20 protein-coding genes are annotated in these 17,394 nt (G+C 72.9%); 16 read left to right on the top strand and 4 right to left on the bottom strand.

Features of this window, described 5'->3' with window-relative positions; genetic code table 11:
• Positions 1-144: 144 nt before the first annotated feature.
• Positions 145-744 (top strand): hypothetical protein, encoded by a 600-nt coding sequence (locus AL2_RS29145; RefSeq protein ID WP_067639208.1) that lies wholly within the window; start codon positions 145-147, stop codon positions 742-744.
• Here the strand turns inward: AL2_RS29145 and AL2_RS29140 are convergent.
• Entirely contained in the window at positions 726-1,268 is a 543-nt protein-coding gene (locus tag AL2_RS29140) for an Asp23/Gls24 family envelope stress response protein (RefSeq protein WP_067639206.1), read from the bottom strand. The genes AL2_RS29145 and AL2_RS29140 overlap by 19 nt on opposite strands.
• 166 nt (positions 1,269-1,434) lie before the next feature.
• On the opposite strand from AL2_RS29140, the gene AL2_RS29135 reads away from it, so the two are divergent.
• The gene (locus AL2_RS29135) at positions 1,435-2,061 is read left to right on the top strand and encodes an HIT family protein (RefSeq protein ID WP_067639204.1); all 627 of its coding nucleotides are present in this window, start codon (positions 1,435-1,437) and stop codon (positions 2,059-2,061) included.
• A complete protein-coding gene (locus AL2_RS29130) occupies positions 2,046-2,459 on the top strand; it encodes a thiol-disulfide oxidoreductase DCC family protein (RefSeq protein ID WP_245667019.1) in 414 nt (137 codons plus the stop codon). The genes AL2_RS29135 and AL2_RS29130 overlap by 16 nt, the downstream gene beginning before the upstream one ends.
• A 6-nt stretch (positions 2,460-2,465) precedes the next feature.
• Here the strand turns inward: AL2_RS29130 and AL2_RS29125 are convergent, their stop codons facing one another.
• From AL2_RS29125 to AL2_RS29115, 3 genes are read right to left on the bottom strand one after another with little or no spacing between them, the layout of a single operon-like run.
• Complete coding sequence (locus tag AL2_RS29125; protein ID WP_083947013.1) at positions 2,466-3,395, bottom strand: hypothetical protein; 930 nt, start codon at positions 3,393-3,395, stop codon at positions 2,466-2,468.
• Entirely contained in the window at positions 3,392-3,847 is a 456-nt protein-coding gene (locus AL2_RS29120; protein WP_067639202.1) for a hypothetical protein, read from the bottom strand. Before AL2_RS29120 ends, AL2_RS29125 begins: the two co-directional genes overlap by 4 nt.
• A gap of 59 nt (positions 3,848-3,906) precedes the next feature.
• Positions 3,907-6,072: an elongation factor G-like protein EF-G2 gene (locus AL2_RS29115; protein WP_067639200.1), complete on the bottom strand. Its 2,166-nt coding sequence runs from the start codon at positions 6,070-6,072 to the stop codon at positions 3,907-3,909.
• A gap of 433 nt (positions 6,073-6,505) precedes the next feature.
• On the opposite strand from AL2_RS29115, the gene pgsA reads away from it, so the two are divergent.
• The 13 genes from pgsA (at position 6,506) to yajC (ending at position 17,323) form a co-directional block, all read left to right on the top strand.
• Positions 6,506-7,159 (top strand): phosphatidylinositol phosphate synthase, encoded by a 654-nt coding sequence (gene pgsA / locus AL2_RS29110; RefSeq protein ID WP_067639198.1) that lies wholly within the window; start codon positions 6,506-6,508, stop codon positions 7,157-7,159.
• Positions 7,156-8,097, top strand: a complete 942-nt coding sequence (locus AL2_RS29105; protein ID WP_067639196.1) for a phosphatidylinositol mannoside acyltransferase — start codon at positions 7,156-7,158, stop codon at positions 8,095-8,097. Before pgsA ends, AL2_RS29105 begins: the two co-directional genes overlap by 4 nt.
• 10 nt (positions 8,098-8,107) lie before the next feature.
• A complete protein-coding gene (locus tag AL2_RS29100; protein ID WP_067639194.1) occupies positions 8,108-9,265 on the top strand; it encodes a glycosyltransferase family 4 protein in 1,158 nt (385 codons plus the stop codon).
• An 11-nt stretch (positions 9,266-9,276) separates the two neighbouring features.
• The gene (locus AL2_RS29095) at positions 9,277-9,819 is read left to right on the top strand and encodes a LemA family protein (protein ID WP_067639192.1); all 543 of its coding nucleotides are present in this window, start codon (positions 9,277-9,279) and stop codon (positions 9,817-9,819) included.
• Between the two features lie 109 nt (positions 9,820-9,928).
• Positions 9,929-10,966, top strand: a complete 1,038-nt coding sequence (locus AL2_RS29090) for a DUF3048 domain-containing protein (RefSeq protein ID WP_067639190.1) — start codon at positions 9,929-9,931, stop codon at positions 10,964-10,966.
• A 133-nt stretch (positions 10,967-11,099) separates the two neighbouring features.
• Positions 11,100-12,023 (top strand): pyridoxal 5'-phosphate synthase lyase subunit PdxS, encoded by a 924-nt coding sequence (pdxS, locus tag AL2_RS29085; protein ID WP_067639188.1) that lies wholly within the window; start codon positions 11,100-11,102, stop codon positions 12,021-12,023.
• A gap of 93 nt (positions 12,024-12,116) precedes the next feature.
• Positions 12,117-12,731, top strand: a complete 615-nt coding sequence (locus tag AL2_RS29080) for a DUF6928 family protein (protein WP_067639186.1) — start codon at positions 12,117-12,119, stop codon at positions 12,729-12,731.
• 86 nt (positions 12,732-12,817) lie between these two features.
• Positions 12,818-13,435, top strand: coding sequence for a pyridoxal 5'-phosphate synthase glutaminase subunit PdxT (gene pdxT, locus AL2_RS29075; protein ID WP_067639184.1), 618 nt, complete (start codon positions 12,818-12,820; stop codon positions 13,433-13,435).
• A gap of 3 nt (positions 13,436-13,438) precedes the next feature.
• The gene (locus AL2_RS29070; protein WP_067639182.1) at positions 13,439-14,194 is read left to right on the top strand and encodes a YebC/PmpR family DNA-binding transcriptional regulator; all 756 of its coding nucleotides are present in this window, start codon (positions 13,439-13,441) and stop codon (positions 14,192-14,194) included.
• 155 nt (positions 14,195-14,349) lie between these two features.
• Positions 14,350-14,943, top strand: coding sequence for a crossover junction endodeoxyribonuclease RuvC (gene ruvC, locus AL2_RS29065; RefSeq protein WP_245667016.1), 594 nt, complete (start codon positions 14,350-14,352; stop codon positions 14,941-14,943).
• Positions 14,940-15,542 carry a Holliday junction branch migration protein RuvA gene (ruvA, locus tag AL2_RS29060; RefSeq protein WP_067639178.1) on the top strand — a complete coding sequence of 201 codons (603 nt, stop codon included), beginning with the start codon at positions 14,940-14,942 and terminating at the stop codon, positions 15,540-15,542. The genes ruvC and ruvA overlap by 4 nt, the downstream gene beginning before the upstream one ends.
• A complete protein-coding gene (gene ruvB, locus AL2_RS29055) occupies positions 15,539-16,657 on the top strand; it encodes a Holliday junction branch migration DNA helicase RuvB (protein ID WP_067639176.1) in 1,119 nt (372 codons plus the stop codon). Before ruvA ends, ruvB begins: the two co-directional genes overlap by 4 nt.
• Positions 16,658-16,834: 177 nt before the next feature.
• Positions 16,835-17,323, top strand: coding sequence for a preprotein translocase subunit YajC (gene yajC, locus AL2_RS29050; RefSeq protein ID WP_067639174.1), 489 nt, complete (start codon positions 16,835-16,837; stop codon positions 17,321-17,323).
• Positions 17,324-17,394: the final 71 nt, after the last annotated feature.

The raw sequence follows: 17,394 nt of genomic DNA, 5'->3' as shown, positions 1-17,394 counted from the left end.
TCCGTGGAGAGGACCAGCGGGTCCGCGCCGTCCCTGACGCCGACGGCCCACACGGTGCCCGTGCCGGGGACGCGATGGCGGGATGAGCGCCGCCCGGAGTTGGTAGCCTCATCGATCACGTGCCACGACGGGGAGTCAGCGGAGATGAAGACCAGGAGGCCCGCGCGGCGGGGCCGGCGGGCCCGGCTCTGGGGCCGGATCGCCGGCTACGGCGGCACCCTGCTGCTCGTCGCCGCCGCCGTCATCGTGCTCCTCATGCCGCTGGCGGACGACGGGAAGAAGGGCACGGCCGGCGCGCAGGGCCAGGCGAGCCCGTCCGCGTCCGGCCTGCCCGGCCCGCCCGGCGGCGGGGCGCTCCCGGCGACCCCGACCAACCCGGTGCCGCAGCAGAACGGCGGCGGCCAGCCGTACCCGTCCGGCGGGTCCGGCGGGCAGGGCGGCGGCCCGCAGATCCCGCAGCCGACCGGCGGCGGCTCCACCGACTGGTGCCCGAACGGGACGGCGTTCTACCGCGCAACGGTGACCGGCGTGGACGTCCTCGTCACCGTCTCCGCGAGCGGCCTGATCCGGACCGAACTCGTCCTGCAGGGGCAGGGCCCCAAGTCGCAGCAGGCCAGTGTTAAGGGCGGCAGGCCGCACACCTTCCACTTCACGGGCGTCTCGCCGCGCCTGGTGGAGCGCGTCAGGGTCACCACGGTGTCCGTGGGCGGCGGCATGCAGAGCTGCTACGCGCGCGGCGTCTGACCTGCGGCTTCACGGGGCCGGGGCGGCGCGGCGGGCATCCGGACGTCCTCGACGGAAACGTTGACCGCGGCGACCCGCATCCCGAGCATCAGGCCCGTGACGCGCGCCACGTTCTGCTGCACGGCCTGCGCCACGTCCTTGACCACGCTGCCGTACTCGACCGCGATGGTGAGGTCGACCGTGACCTCGTCGTCGTCCTGGTCCACGGCGACGCGGGTGCCCGCCGGGGCGGGGCCGGTGACCCCGGCCACCTCCAGCGCGGCCAGCGAGGCGATCTTCTCCAGCACCGCGTCGTCGATGGTGATGCGGCCCTCCACCGCCACGGTGACGTCGCCGGGGGAGCCGCGCAGCGTCATCGGCACCGCGCCGGCCCCGGCCGCCGGCTGCGCGGGCGGCGCCGGCAGCGGAGCGCCCCGCGGCGGGGTCGTCCCGTGCCGTCCGGGCATCCCGGGGAAGTACGGCATGGAGCCGGGGTCGGGCCTCGGCCCGCCGCCTTCGGTCTGCCGCCTGTCGGGCCCGGTCATGATCGCTCCCCATGGTTCGGTTGACGACCATGGTGGCGGAGTCGTCCCGGAAACGCCATGCGGGGGCGGTTCCGGCCGGTGCGTCCGGGAGGGCATCCCGGCTACAGCCCCGGCCGCTTCTCTCTCTATGCTGCTGGTCAGGTCGTGAACAAAGGAGACCACCGCCTTGACCGCAGAGCCGGAGGAGTCCGCGGTGCGGCAGGGGCGCGAGGACGCGCCCGCAGCCGGCACCGGGAACGCGCGCACGCCGCGCTTCGAGGAGGAGAGAGGCGGCGCGGGCGCGCCCGACAACTTCCAGCGGCTCTGGACACCGCACCGGATGGCCTACATCAAGGGGGAGGGCAGGCCGACGGGTGCGGGCTCGGGCGACGGCTGCCCGTTCTGCGACATCCCGAAGATGACCGACGAGGAGGGCCTCGTCGTGGCCCGCGGCGAGTCGGTGTTCACGGTGCTCAATCTCTACCCGTACAACTCCGGGCACCTGATGGTCGTCCCCTACCGGCACGTCGCCGACTACACCGAGCTGGAGGAGCCGGAGTACGTCGAACTGGCGGTGTTCACCCGGCGCTCCCTCACCGCGCTGCGCAAGGCCAGCGGGGCGCAGGGCTTCAACGTCGGCATGAACCTCGGCCTGGTCGCCGGCGCGGGCATCGCGGCGCATCTGCACCAGCACGTCGTCCCCCGCTGGGGCGGCGACACCAACTTCATGCCGGTCGTCGGGCACACCCGGGTGCTGCCCCAGCTGCTGCGCGACACCCGCCAGATGCTCGCCGACGCGTGGCCGGTCTCGTGAGCGCCGCGGAGAGGCCGGTCCTGGTCTACGACGGCGACTGCGGGTTCTGCACGTCCTCGGTGCGGTTCCTGGAACGGCATGTGCCCGTCCAGGCCGCGGTCGTCGCGTTCCAGTTCGCCGATCTGGACGCGCTCGGCACCACGGCGGAGCGGGCGAGCCGCGAAGTGCTGTGGATCGACCGCGCCGGGCGGGTCAGCGGCGGCGCCGAGGCCATCGGGCGGATGCTGACGGCCGCCGGCGGCCTCTGGCGGGCGCCCGGCGTGGTCATGCGCGTCCCGCCGGTGAGCTGGGTCGCGCACGGCGTGTACCGGCTGGTCGCCGACAACCGGCACCGGATGCCGGGCGGCACCGCCGCGTGCATGCTGCCCGCCGACCGGCGTCCCGGCGCCCAGGGCTGACCCGGCTCAGGCGGCGGCCTCCTCCGGCGCCGCCGGACCGCGCAGGCGCTCGGGGAGCAGCCCGGTGAGCCGCTCCAGCGGCAGGAACGCGGCGAGCCAGATGGCGTGCGGCAGGAAGTGGATCGTCATCAGCGCGTAGGTGACGGCGTGGAAGCCGGCGAAGAACAGCACCAGCGCGAACAGCGGCCGCCCGCGCAGGAACAGCATCACGGGGGAGAGCGCCTCCGCGAGGAACATGATCCACTGGCTGGCCTTCAGCATCACCGGGTAGTCGATGAGGCCGCGCCCGAGCGGCGTCCCGCGCCGGCTCAGCGCCCACTGGACGGTCGACCCGTTCGGCCACGCCGGGAACCCGCCGATGCGCACCTTCGCCCACGCGGACAGGAAGTACCCCGCGACCACCCCGAGCTGGACGCAGCGGACCGACCATGCCGACGCCTCGCAGCGCCGCGTGTCGCCGATCCCGGCGCGGCCGGCGCTCGGCAGGACGAACAGCGCCACGACGAGCGCCAGGTGGTCGTGGTCGACCTTGCCGTACGACATGCTGATCGTGACCCACCACAGGTACCCGCACGCGGCGAGGTAGCCGCTCGCGCGGGGCAGCACGCGGCCGGTCATGGCGACGAGCCCGGCCGCGATCGTCACCACGAGCAGCGCGTACATCGCCCCCGGCGTGGGCGCGGGCAGGTGCAGCAGCCGGCCGAGCAGCACCGGCTGGTACAGGTCGGCGGGCAGCCGCGCGTGCGCCAGCGAGCTGCTGGTGAGCAGCAGCATGTCGAACGGCAGGAACACGTAGCCGATGATCCGCAACCAGGCGATCCTGGCGCGCGGCACCGGCCCGAACCACCAGCGGCCCCACGCGGTGCGCGCCGGCTCGGGCGCGTCCTCGTCCGGCCGGACGGGACGGGGCGCCTCCGGCGTCGCCGCGGCCGTCATTTCACGTCCCAGACGACGCGGTTCTGCCGCAGTGTGGACACGACCTTGCCCCGCTTCAGCTTCTTGATCTCCTGGACGACGTAGACCCTGGTCAGCCTGGGCTGGTCCGGATGCAGCCTGCGCTGCCCGTCGGCGATCCCCTGCAGCAGCGACGGATCACGGACGATGCGCGACATCTGCCCCTCGATCTCGGCGCGCTTCATGCCCGTCCCGACGGCGTCGAACGACAGCGCCACATGCGTGCCCGCCGCGGTGTCGGCCTCCAGCCAGTACGAGCTGATCGTGCCGCCGTCGTCCTTCACCGAGAACGCGAACTGCGTCATCGGCCCGAGCGGGAAGTCGTCGTTGCTCCCGTACGCGCTGGTGTAGAAGAGGGCGCCGACGACCGCGGTGCCGGCGAGTGATCGCCAGAGCCGCGCGCGCGGCCCCAGCCGGAGGGCGGGAAGATCCACGCGGCAAGCCTAGAGCCCCGCCCGGCGGGCGCGGGCGGGGCTTCGGGGACGCGGTGCGGCTACCCGCCGTCCCGGGACTCGGCGGCGACCTTGTCGGCCAGGTGCGTCGGGAGCGGCTCGTAGCGCAGGAACGTGCGGCTGAACGTGCCGGTGCCCTGCGACATCGACCGCAGGTCGATCGCGTACCGCACGATCTCCAGCTGCGGCACCTCGGCCTTGATCATGGTGCGGCCGCCGGGCACCGCCTGGGAGCCGAGGACCCGGCCGCGCCGCGAGGTGAGGTCGGACATGATCGGCCCCACGTACTCGTCGGCGATCAGCACGGCGACCTCGTCGACCGGTTCCAGCAGCAGGACCGGCACCTGGCTCGCCGCGTCCTTGAGGGCGAGCGCCCCCGCGGCCTGGAACGCCATGTCGGACGAGTCGACCGAGTGCGCCTTGCCGTCGTGCAGGGTGACCTTGATGTCGACCAGCGGGTACCCGGCGGACACGCCGCGCTCCATCTGCTGCCGGACGCCCTTCTCGACCGACGGGATGAACTGCCGCGGCACCACCCCGCCGACGATCTTGTCGACGAACTCGAAGCCCTCGCCGGACGGCAGCGGCTCCACGTCGATGTGGCAGATGCCGTACTGGCCGTGCCCGCCGCTCTGCTTGACGTGCCGGCCGAGGCCCCTGGCCGTCCCGCCGAACGTCTCCCGCAGCGGGACGCGCAGGTCGACCCGGTCGACCTCGACGCCGTACCGGGCCTTGAGCCGGTCGATGAGCACGTCGGCGTGGGCCTCGCCCATGCACCACAGCACCAGCTGCCGCGTCTCGGCGTTGTTCTCCAGCCGCAGCGTCGGGTCCTCGGCGACGAGCCGGCCGAGCGACTGGCTGAGCTTGTCGTCGTCGGCCTTGGACCTCGCCCGGATCGCGACGGGCAGCAGCGGGTCGGGCATCGACCAGGGCGCCATCACCATCGGCGTACCGGGGTCGGACAGGGTGTCGCCCGTCTCGGCGCGGCTCAGCTTCGCCACCGCGCAGATGTCGCCCGCGCCGCAGGACGCCATGGTCCGCTGCGCCTTGCCCAGCGGGGAGGTCAGCGCGCCGACCCGCTCGTCGAGGTCGTGGTCCTCGTGCCCGCGGTCGGCCATGCCGTGCCCGGACACGTGCACCGTGGTGTCGGGGCGCAGCGTCCCGGAGAACACCCGGACCAGCGAGATCCGCCCCACGTACGGGTCGGACGTGGTCTTGACGACCTCGGCGACCAGCGGGCCCGCCGGGTCGCAGGAGATCTCCTTCGGCGGCCCGCCGCTCACCGGCGTCACCGGGGGGATGCCGTGTTCGAGGGGCGAGGGGAACGCCTGGGTGATGACCTCCAGCAGTTCCAGCATCCCGACGACCGGGCCGGGGTGGTCACCGTGCGGCACCGAGGTGGCGAGGACGGGATAGAAGCTGCCGCGTGCCACCGCGGTCTCCAGGTCCTCGATGAGCGCCTTCACGTCGATGTCCTCGCCGGACAGGTACCTGTCCATGAGGGTCTCGTCCTCGCTCTCCTGGATGATCCCCTCGATCAGCGCCGCGCGCTGCTCGGCGATCTGCTCCAGGTACGCGGGGTCGGGGTCGCATTCGGTGCGGCCGCCGGTGGAGTAGTCGAGGCAGCGCTGCGACAGCAGCCCGACCAGGCCCTTCAGCCCGTCCTCCCCGGCCGCGGGGAAGTACAGCGGTGCGACGCCCTCGCCGAACACGTCCTGGCAGGTCAGCACGACGTCGTCGTAGTCGCCGCGCTGCTGGTCGATCTTGGTGATGACGACCGCGCGGGGCATCTGCACCGCCGCGCACTCCTCCCACAGCATCCGGGTGAGGCCGTCGATGCCGTCCACCGCGGAGATCACGAACAGCGCCGCGTCGGCGGCACGGAGCCCGGCCCGCAGGTCGCCGACGAAGTCGGCGTAGCCGGGCGTGTCGATGAGATTGACCTTGACGTCCCCGTGCATCAGCGGCGCGAGCGAGAGGTTCACCGAGCGCTGCTGGCGCACCTCCACCTCGTCGAAGTCGCTGACCGTGGTGCCGTCCTCGACCTTCCCCGCCCGCTGCACGGTGCCCGTCGCGGCGAGCAGCGCCTCCACGAGCGTGGTCTTGCCGGCCCCGGAATGGCCGACCAGCGCGACATTGCGCACCCTGTCGCACCCGCCGGCCTCCGGTGCCCTGCCGGGGGCTCCCGGGTTGTGCTTGTCCGCCATGATGCCTCCTAGCGATGAGAAATCGCTTTGATCATCGTTGCGGTGCGTGGCTCGCCCTCAACTCTCCGCGTCTCTCCGAGACCGGTTCGAGCCGGACCGCAACCTTGGGGTTGGAAGCTCCCCTCGCACGCGGGGAGAGCGGAGTCACGACTACCTCCTCGGACGTAGTGCGCGCCCGGGCCGCCGCGGCCCGGGCCTGACGTCCGAGTGCGGCGCTCGGCCCACCACTCCTGACGTGCGTGACCGGCGTCACACTCGTGCTCACCACCTTTTCCCGTGATGGCCGGGACCACAAGGGGTGAATGGCGTTCAACCGTGATCTGTCCGGGCCGCGAAGCTCCCAAACCCGGCGCCGAGCGCGCCCGCGCCGCGGCCGCACTACGATGGGCGCGCCCGGTGCCCGGGCAGGGGACCGACACGAGAACGGACGGCGATGCTCAACAAGATCAGGCCCGCGCTGGGGCGCGTCCTCACCCCCGTCGGAAAGGCGGTCGCGCGGACCGGAGTCTCCCCCAACGCCATCACCGTCATCGGCACGGCCGGCGTCGCCGCCGGCGCGCTCGTCCTCTTCCCCCGCGGCGAGTTCTTCTGGGGCACGATGGTCATCACCGCGTTCGTGCTGTTCGACATGCTGGACGGCGCGGTCGCCCGGGTCACCGGCAAGATCTCCAGGTTCGGCGCCTTCCTGGACTCCACCATGGACCGGGTCGCCGATGCCGCGATCTTCACCGGGCTGACGATCGGCCTCTACCGGGGCGGCCAGGAGCCGCTCGCCGGCGTCGCGCTGTACTGCCTGGTCGCCGGCGTCGTGGTGTCGTACGCCAAGGCCCGCGCCGAGGGGCTCGGCTTCACCTGCAACGTGGGCATCGCCGAGCGGGCGGAGCGCCTCATCGTCGCGCTGGTCGCCGCCGGGCTCGACGGCCTCGGCGTCCCCTACATCCTCGCCATCGCCCTGTGGGCGCTCACCGCGCTCAGCACCGTCACCGTCGGGCAGCGGTTCGCCACCGTGTACGCGCAGGCCAGGGAGGGAGCGGGCGAGGCGAGCGGCGACCGGGCGCAGGAGAGGACGGCGGAGCCGCGGCCATGACGACGCCCCGCCGCGGAGACGACGCGCCGTCGCTCCGCGATGAGGTGACCGACGCCGTCTACGCCCTGGGCTGGACGGTCGTCCGCAAGATGCCGGAGAGCATGGCGCGGCTGGCCTTCGCCGCCATCGCCGACCGCACCTGGCACCGGTACGGCTCCGGGGTGCGGCAGCTGGAGCGGAACCTGTGCCGCGTCCTCGGCAAGGACGCGGTCGACGACGAGGTCCGCATCCTCAGCAAGAAGGTGCTGCGCTCCTACCTGCGCTACTGGCTGGAGGTGTTCCGGCTGCCCGAGTACGACCGGGAGCGGATCCTCGGCCGGATGCGCGTCACCGGCGAGAAGAAGATCTTCAGCAACCTCGACTCGGGCCGCGGCGTCATCCTCGCCCTGCCGCACATGGGCAACTACGAGCACGCCGGCGCGTGGCTGGTGCACTGCGGCTACCCGTTCACCACCGTCGCCGAGCGGCTGGAGCCGGCGTCGCTGTTCGACCGGTTCGTGGAGTTCCGCGAGAGCCTCGGCATGGAGGTGCTCGCGCACCGGGGCGCCTCCGCCTACGGGCGGATGGCGCAGCGGCTCCGCGCCGGGCGCCCGGTGTGCCTCGTCGTCGACCGCGACCTGACCGAGAGCGGCGTCGACGTCGAGTTCTTCGGCGCCACCGCCCGGATGCCGGCCGTTTCCGCCGCGCTCGCGATGCAGACCGGCGCCGCCCTCATCCCCGTGACACTCTGGTACGAGGGCGAGTACTGGGCGGCCCGCGTCCACGAAGAGGTCCCGGTCCCGGACGACGGCGGCAGACAGGAGAAGATCCAGGCCATGACCCAGCAGCTCGCGCGCGTGTTCGAGGAGGGCATCGCCGCGCACCCCGAGGACTGGCACATGCTGCAGAAGGTCTGGCTGGACGACCTGGCGGACGGCCCGGCGGGCGGCAGCGGATGAGAGCCGCCCGATGAGGATCGGAATCGTCTGCCCGTACACGTGGAACGTCCCGGGCGGCGTGCAGCAGCACATCGGCGACCTCGCCGAGGCGCTGATCGGGCTCGGCCACGACGTGTCGGTGATCACGCCGGCCGACGACGACGCCGAGCTGCCGCCCTACGCCGTGTCCGCCGGGCGCGCCGTCCCCGTCCCCTACAACGGCTCCGTGGCCAGGCTGGCGTTCGGGTTCCTGTCGGCCGGCCGCGTCCGGCGCTGGATCCACGAGGGCGGCTTCGACGTCCTGCACGTCCACGAGCCCGCCGCGCCCTCCCTCGGCCTGCTGGCCTGCTGGGCGGCCGACGGCCCCATCGTCGGCACCTTCCACGCGTCCTACGAGAAGTCGCGGGTGGTGTCGGTGACCGCGCCGATCCTGCAGAGCGCCCTGGAGAAGATCACCGGCCGGATCGCGGTGTCGGAGGCAGCCCGCACCACGCTCGTCGAGCACCTCGGCGGCGACGCCGTGCTCATCCCGAACGGCGTCGCGACCGAGCGGTACGCGATGGCCGAGCCGCTGCCCGGGTGGCGCGGCCGCGCCGAGGCGCCGCCCGGCGACGGGGAGGCGCTCGGGTTCCTCGGCCGGATGGACGAGCCGCGCAAGGGCCTGCCCGTGCTGCTGCGCGCCTTCGAGATCCTCGGCCGCCGCCGGCCCGGGCTGCGGCTGCTGCTCGCCGGGCCCGGCGACGCCGACGACGTGATCGCCCGGGTCTCGCCCGGGCTGCGCGACCGCGTCGTCGTCCTCGGCCTGGTCAGCGAGGAGGACAAGGTCCGCGCCTACCACTCGGTGGACGTCTTCGTCGCGCCGAACCTCGGCGGCGAGAGCTTCGGCATCGTGCTGGCCGAGGCGATGTCGGCGGGCGCCCCGATCCTCGCCAGCGACATCGAGGCGTTCGACCGGGTGCTGCTCGGCGGCCGGGCCGGGGCGCTGTTCCCGGCCGGCGACCACGCGGCGCTCGCGGCGGCGGCCGGGGACCTGCTGGACGACCCGGCGCGGCGCAAGCAGCTGTCCGCGGAGGCCCGCGCGGCCGTCCGCGCCTACGACTGGTCGGCCGTCGCCCGCGACGTGCTGAGGGTGTACGAGACGGTCACGGACGGCGGCGCCCGCGTCGTCGAGTCCGGCCTCGGGCTGTAGGAGCGCTCCGGATGTCCTACGACTGGATCATCGACGTCCTGTTCTGGATCGCCGTCGTCTTCCTGGGCGGCGTGTACGTGTCGTGGCGCGCCACCCGGCTCGACCGGCTGCACGTCCGCGTCGAGACCGCCCGCGCCGCGCTGGACGCCGCGCTCGTCCGGCGGGCCGCCGCCGCGCTGGAGCTGGCCGCGTCCCGGCTGCTGGACCCGGCCACCAGCCTGGTGCTGGCGACCGCCGCGCACGAGGCGCGCACCGCCGACGCCGAGCGCCGCGAGTTCGCCGAGAGCGACCTGTCCCGGGCGCTGCGCGCGGTCGTCGACCAGCCCGAGTTCGTCGGCACCATCACCGCGCGCGGCGCGGGCGACGGCGCGGAGGTCCTGGACGAGCTGTCCTCCGCCGCCGCGAAGGTCGCCTACGCCCGCAACTTCTACAACGACGCCGTCTCCCAGGCCCGCATCGCGCGCCGCAAGCTGCTCATCCGCGTCCTGCCGCTCGCCGGGCGCGCCCCGCTGCCGGACTTCTTCGAGATCGATGACGACCCGCCCCGGATCTGACCGGGCGTGGTTGACCACAGCCGGGGTCCGGGGCCGTACCGCTGGACGGGCGAGCACATCCGATCACGTTCGCTACTCTCTGGCAGACCGTCCAAGGGAGGGGTACATCGTGCGATCCGCATGGGACACCGCCGTCCGGGGCCGCGCGGCCGCGGGGCTCGGCGCCCTCGTCCTCGGTGCCGCCGCCCTGGCGGCCTGCTCGGACGGCGGCGGCCGGACGAGCGCGCCGCCGCCGAGCAGCACGGGCGCGCCGGCGCCGAGCGGGACGCCCGAGCCGGCGACGCACCCGTTCAACGGCGGCACGAAGGGGCTGGACAACCCGGTCCTGGCCGTCAAGATCGAGAACACCGCGCCGGCGCTGCCGCAGAGCGGGGTGAAGGCCGCCGACATCGTCTACGTCGAGCAGGTCGAGGGCGGCGAGACGCGGCTGATGGCGGTCTACTCGTCCAAGCTGCCGGGGAAGGTCGGGCCCGTCCGCAGCGCCCGCATCTCCGACCTGCACATCCTGCCCCAGTTCGGCCGGCCCGCGTTCGCGTTCTCCGGCGTCCAGAGCAAGATGAAGAAGTACGTCCGCAAGGCGCCGGTGTACGACCTCTCCCAGGAGAAGGCGGGCGGCGCCTACTTCCGGTCCAGCGCCAAGCGCATCCCCTACAACCTGTACGCGACCCCGAAGGACCTGCTCAAGCGGGCGCCGAAGGCCGCGAAGCCGCGCGACATCGGATTCCGGTTCGGGGACGCCCCCGAGGGCGGCAAGCCCGCCAAGTCGTTCACCGCCCGCTGGCCCGCCGCGACCATGGGCTTCACCTGGTCGGCCAAGGAGAAGCGGTGGCTGGCCAGCTGGGGCGGGCGCCCCGACCGCGCCGCCGAGGGCGGGCGGCTGGGCGGCAGGACCGTCGTCGTCCAGTACGCCAAGACCACCCGGTCGAAGTTCCACGACTTCCTCGGCAGCTACACGCCGCTGATCCACACCACCGGGACCGGGCGAGCCGTCGTCCTGCGGGACGGCAAGTCCTACAAGGCCAAGTGGTCGCGGCCGTCCGAGGGCAAGGGGACGACTTTCACCACCGCCGACGGCAAGCCGATGACGTTCGCGCCGGGCCAGGTCTGGGTGCTGCTCGTCAACGACGGCAAGCCCTACACGCCTTGACCGCCTCCCCGGACGGGCCGTGTGCGGTCACTCCGTAAGCGGCGGGACGTGTGCGGTGACACTCTGCCGGGTCGAACAGTCGCACGAGCAGGCAATATCATGGAAAGTGATTTGTCGTCCGTCCACGTGAGGAATGCCCGTGTCCACTTCCACTCCCGCCACTGACAACGCCGCGCCCGAGACCGGGACCGCCCGCGTCAAGCGCGGCATGGCGGAGATGCTCAAGGGCGGCGTGATCATGGACGTCGTCACGCCCGATCAGGCGAAGATCGCCGAAGACGCCGGCGCCGTCGCCGTCATGGCCCTGGAGCGGGTGCCGGCCGACATCCGCGCCGAGGGCGGCATCTCCCGGATGAGCGACCCCGACATGATCGACGGGATCATCGCCGCGGTCTCCATCCCGGTCATGGCCAAGGCCCGCATCGGCCACTTCGTCGAGGCGCGGGTGCTGCAGGCCCTCGGCGTCGACTACGTCGACGAGTCCGAGGTGCTCACCCCGGCCGACTACGAGAACCACATCGACAAGTGGGCGTTCACCGTCCCGTTCGTGTGCGGCGCGACCAGCCTCGGGGAGGCGCTGCGCCGCATCACCGAGGGCGCCGCGATGATCCGCTCCAAGGGCGAGGCCGGCACCGGCGACGTGTCCAACGCGACCACCCACATGCGGCGGATCCGGCAGGAGATCCGCCGCCTCCAGTCGCTGCCCGAGGACGAGCTGTTCGTCGCAGCCAAGGAGCTCCAGGCCCCCTACGAGCTGGTCAAGGAGGTCGCGAAGGCCGGCAAGCTGCCCGTCGTGCTGTTCACCGCAGGCGGCATCGCCACCCCCGCCGACGCCGCGATGATGATGCAGCTCGGCGCCGAGGGCGTCTTCGTCGGCTCGGGGATCTTCAAGTCCGGCAACCCGGCGCAGCGCGCCGAGGCCATCGTGAAGGCCACCACCTTCCACGACGACCCGGACGTGATCGCCAAGGTGTCCCGCGGGCTCGGCGAGGCGATGGTCGGCATCAGCGCCGCCTCCCTCGGCGAGGACCAGAGGTTCGCGGGCCGCGGCTGGTAGGCGATCGGGGACCCGGGGCTCCACACCGCGGCCCGACAGGGTTAACCTGACGGCGTGGCCGGAGGGCGGTGTCCGGCCGCGGGAGGGGAGAGCATGGCTTGGTCGGTCGCGCTGGCGTGCGCGAGCGCGGGTGAACCCACCGAGGTGTTCCGGCCGGGCCTGGTGCCCGACCCGGACGCCGCGGCGGCCATCGCGCGCGGCCTCTACCCGGCGGACACCCTGACCGAGACCGGTGACACGGTCCTGGACTTCGCGCTCTGGCCGTACGAGGACGAGCTGTTCGTCGGGGCGTTCGAGCGGGCGCTGCTGCTGTGCGACCGGCGGCTGTTCTGCCTCGACGACGACGCCCGCCGGATCGCCGACACCGCCGCGGCGGCGCTGCCGGGCTCGCACTGCGGCGTCCTCGTCCTGCACAACGTGATCCGGGGCTGCTGGTTCCGCTGGTACGAGTCCGGCGAGCTGCTCCGCGACGTGTTCGTCACCGCCGAGGACGGCGTCGTCGTCGACCAGGGCGACCGGCTGCCCGCCGAGCGGCCGTTCTGGCGCGCCATCGACGCGGGCGCGCCGGACGTCCCGCTCCCGTTCGACCCCGAGGACTTCGGCCTCGCGCTCGCCGAGGCGCACATGTTCGGCCGCGGCATAGCCGACCGCGGCAAGGACGGCTTCCTGCCCCTGGAACTCCCCTTGCGCCGCTTCAAGCACGCCTGATCCCGGGAAGATCGGCCAGGTCGCGGCACGTTGTAAGGAACGTCTAGGGTTGACACGACCCCCGCGCATTCCCGGAAGGTTTCCACGTGACGACTGTGCCGACGATCGGCGTCCTCGCCCTGCAGGGTGACGTGCGCGAGCACGTCCGCGCGCTGGAGGCCGCGGGGGCGCGCGCCCTGACCGTGCGCCGCCCCGAGGAGCTCGAACGCGTCGGCGGCCTCGTCCTGCCCGGCGGGGAGTCCACCACGATGTGGCGGCTGGCGCGCTCGTTCGAGCTGCTCGACCCGCTGCGCAAGCGGATCGAGGCGGGCCTGCCCGTGTACGGCTCCTGCGCCGGCATGATCATGCTGGCCGACCGCATCCGGGACGGCGCGGCGGGCCAGGAGACCGTCGGCGGGATCGACATGACGGTGCGGCGCAACGCGTTCGGCCGGCAGGTCGACTCCTTCGAGGCCGCGGTGCCGCTGACCGGCATGGGGGACACGCCGTACCACGCCGTTTTCATCCGCGCACCCTGGGTGGAGTCCGTCGGCGACGCCGTCGAGGTCCTCGGACGCGCCGAGAGCGGCCCGAACGCCGGTAGGATCGTCGCCGTTCGTCAGGGGCGCCTCATGGCGACCTCGTTCCATCCGGAGCTGACAGGCGATTTCCGCGTGCACCACTACTTCGCCGATCTGGTGCGCCGGACGACAGAGGAGGAGTGACAGATGTCCGGCCATTCCAAGTGGGCGACGACCAAGCACAAGAAGGCGGCCCTCGACGCCAAGCGGGGCAAGCTCTTCGCGAAGCTGATCAAGAACATCGAGGTGGCGGCGCGCACCGGCGGCGGCGACCCCGACGCCAACCCCACCCTCTACGACGCCATCTACAAGGCGAAGAAGAACTCCGTCCCCAACGACAACATCGAGCGCGCGCGCAAGCGCGGAGCCGGTGAGGAGGCCGGGGGCGCGGACTGGCAGAACATCACCTACGAGGGCTACGCGCCCGGTGGCGTCGCCGTGCTCATCGAGTGCCTCACCGACAACCGCAACCGGGCCGCCTCCGAGGTCCGCGTCGCCCTCACCCGCAACGGCGGCTCCCTCGCCGACCCGGGCTCGGTGTCGTACATGTTCAACCGCAAGGGCGTCGTGATCGTCCCCAAGGCGAACACCAGCGAGGACGAGGTGATGATGGCCGTCCTCGACGCCGGCGCCGAGGAGGTCAACGAACTCGACGAGGAGAACTTCGAGGTCGTCAGCGAGGCCGGCGACCTGGTCGCCGTCCGCAGCGCCCTGGTCGACGCCGGGATCGACTACGAGTCGGCCGAGAGCAAGTTCCTGCCGAGCGTCACCGTCCCCCTCGACGAGGACAACGCCAAGAAGGTCTTCCGCCTCTTGGACGCCCTGGAGGACTCCGACGACGTCCAGGACGTCTACGCCAACTTCGACGTCCCCGACGAGGTCATGGCCTCCCTCGACGCCTGAGCCCTCCGCCCGCGCCGCCGCGCTCCCGCCCGGACGCGGCGGTGCCGCACGTCCGCGTCGGACTGCGGTCCCGTTCGCCCTGCATTTCTTCTGGGGACACGCCTGCGCGCCCTCCACGGGGAGCCGCCGGATTGGTAGCGTTGGCGGCCGAACACATGATCGAAGGAGCGGCCGTGCGGGTGATGGGGGTGGACCCCGGGCTCACCCGGTGCGGGGTGGGGGTCGTCGAGGGCGATCCCGGCAAGCGGCTCCATCTCGTGCACGTGTCGGTCGTGCGGACCGACGCGGACGAAGACCACGCCCTGCGCCTGGTCGGCATCGAGGCCGGCATCGAGGCGCTGATGGAGGAGTTCCGGCCGGACGCCGTCGCCGTCGAGCGCGTGTTCTCCCAGCACAACGTCCGGACGGTGATGGGCACCGCGCAGGCGGCCGGCATCGCGATGCTGGCCGCGGCCCGGCGCGGGCTGCCCGTCGCGCTGCACACGCCGAGCGAGGCCAAGGCCGCCGTAACCGGCAACGGGCGCGCCGACAAGGCGCAGGTGACCCGGATGGTGACCCGGCTGCTGTCCCTGGAGACGGCCCCCAGGCCGGCGGACGCGGCCGACGCGCTCGCGCTCGCCATCTGCCACGTGTGGCGCGGGGGAGCGCAGCAGCGGCTCGCACACGCGCAGCGGTCGCGCATCGAGGAGGCGGCCCGGGCCGAACGCGCCCGGCTCGCCGCCCGCAGCAGAGGAGGAAGTGTCCAGTGATCGCCTTCGTCAGCGGCCGGGTGGCCGCCGCCGGGCCCGACGGCGCGGTGATCGACGTGCACGGCGTCGGCCTCTCGGTGCAGTGCACGCCCGCGACCCTCGCCGGGCTGCGGGTCGGCGACCAGGCGAACGTGCCGACGTCCCTCGTCGTCCGCGAGGACTCCCTGACCCTGTTCGGGTTCGCCGACGACGACGAGCGGACGGTGTTCGAGCTGCTGCAGACCGCGAGCGGCATCGGCCCCCGGCTCGCCCTGGCGATGCTCGCCGTCCACCCGCCGAACGCGCTGCGCCGCGCCGTGGCCACCGAGGACGTCACCGCCCTCACCAAGGTCCCCGGCATCGGCAAGAAGGGCGCCCAGCGGATCGTCCTGGAGCTCCGGGACCGGCTCGGCGGGCCGGTCGGCGACGCCGGCGAGGTGCGCGCCCCCGCCCGTGCCGAGGCGTGGCGCGACCAGGTGCAGATGGGCCTGATCAACCTCGGCTGGTCCGCCAGGGACGCCGACGCCGCCGTGGACGCGGTCGCCGCCGACCTCGACGGCGGTGAGACGCCGCCCGTCGCCGCTCTGCTGAGGTCCGCGCTGAAGAAGCTGAGCAAATGACGAGCGGCGAACCGGGGGGTGCCGGCGGCCGTCCCTCCGCGGGAGGAGCGGGCGGGGAGTTCGAGCGGCTGGTCTCCGCGGACGCCGACGGGACCGAGGAGCAGCGCATCGAGGCCGCGCTGCGGCCGAAGAAGCTCGACGACTTCGTCGGGCAGGAACGGGTCCGCGAGCAGCTCTCGCTGGTGCTGCACAGCGCGCTGCGGCGCGGCCGGACGCCCGACCACGTGCTGCTGTCGGGCGGCCCCGGCCTCGGCAAGACCACCCTCGCCATGATCATCGCGGCGGAGCTGGGGCAGCCGCTGCGGATCTCCTCCGGGCCCGCGATCGAGCGGGCCGGCGACCTCGCGGCGGTGCTGTCCACCCTCGCCGAGGGCGAGGTGCTGTTCCTGGACGAGATCCACCGGCTGGCGCGTCCCGCCGAGGAGATGCTCTACATGGCGATGGAGGACTTCCGGGTCGACGTCGTCGTGGGCAAGGGGCCGGGCGCGACCGCCATCCCGCTGGACATCGCGCCGTTCACGCTGGTCGGGGCCACCACCCGGGCCGGCATGCTGCCCGGGCCGCTGCGCGACCGGTTCGGCTTCGTCGCGCACATGGACTTCTACGAGCCCGCCGAGCTGGAGGTCATCGTCCGGCGGTCGGCGACCCTGCTGGACGTGGAGATCTCCGACGACGCCGCCGCCGAGGTCGCCGGGCGGTCCCGCGGCACGCCCCGCATCGCCAACCGGCTGCTGCGCCGCGTCCGCGACTACGCCGAGGTCCGCGCCGACGGCGTCATCACACAGGAATCAGCGCGGGCAGCCCTCGCGTTGTACGAGGTGGACGAACGGGGACTGGACCGGCTCGACCGGTCCGTCCTGGAGTCGCTGATGCGCAAGTTCGGCGGCGGTCCGGTGGGGCTCTCCACCCTCGCCGTGTCGGTGGGGGAGGAGCCCGAGACCGTGGAGGTCGTGGCCGAGCCGTTCCTCGTCCGGCAGGGGCTGCTGGCGAGGACGCCGCGCGGCAGGGTCGCCACGGCCGCCGCGTGGGCGCATCTGGGCCTCGCCCAGCCGCCCACGGCGCCGCTGGCGGGGACCCTGTTCGACGTGGACGAGGACGCGGACCGGCCGCAATAGTGATCATCCGGTAACGGGTTGGGAACTTCCCGGCGTCGCCGCTCGTCGCGTCGTTGCCGGGGCCTCGCGTACTCTCTAGACTCCGGGACTTGGTTCACCGTCTCCAGCCGGCGGTCCCGTGCGCGTGGCCGATCCGGTCACAGGCTGGGCAATCGACATCGGAAGGATGCCCCGGTAATGGGCAGCGACATGATTCTCGCGGCGGACTCCGGCGGGAGCGGAGCCTTCAATGTGCTCCTGCTCCTCGCCATTCCTGTGGTCTTCTACCTTCTGCTCATCCGGCCGCAGAGCAAGCGCCGCAAAGAGCAGACGCAGATGCAGACCGACCTTCAGCCAGGCGTGCGCGTGCTGACGACCAGCGGAATGCGCGCCGTCGTCGTGGCGGTCGACGACGACGGGCTCGTCCTGGAGATCGCCGACGGGATCGAGGTGCGCTTCGTCAAGCAGGCCGTCATGCAGATCCTCAAGGACCCCGAGCCGGAGGACCTCGACGACGAGCTCGACGAGGACGCCGACGAGCAGGACGAGGACGAGGACGACGCCGTCGACCTGTCCAAGGACGGCGGCACGGAGGCCGGGGACACCGCGGCGGACGAGGACGGCGAGCCCGAGTCCGAGCCGAAGGGGAAGACGAAGGTCAAGGCGGCGGACAAGCCCTCCGCCTGACCCCACGGCGACGACAAAGACGGGAAGTACGACGACAAGTGGCCTCGCCCAGAACCGCTCCCAAGCCCGGG

Origin of the sequence: Actinomadura latina NBRC 106108 (genome assembly GCF_001552195.1) — a bacterium.
GTDB lineage: Bacteria > Actinomycetota > Actinomycetes > Streptosporangiales > Streptosporangiaceae > Spirillospora > Spirillospora latina.
The sequence above is the reverse complement of the archived record's forward strand: the minus strand, read 5'-3'. Positions and strand labels throughout refer to the sequence as shown.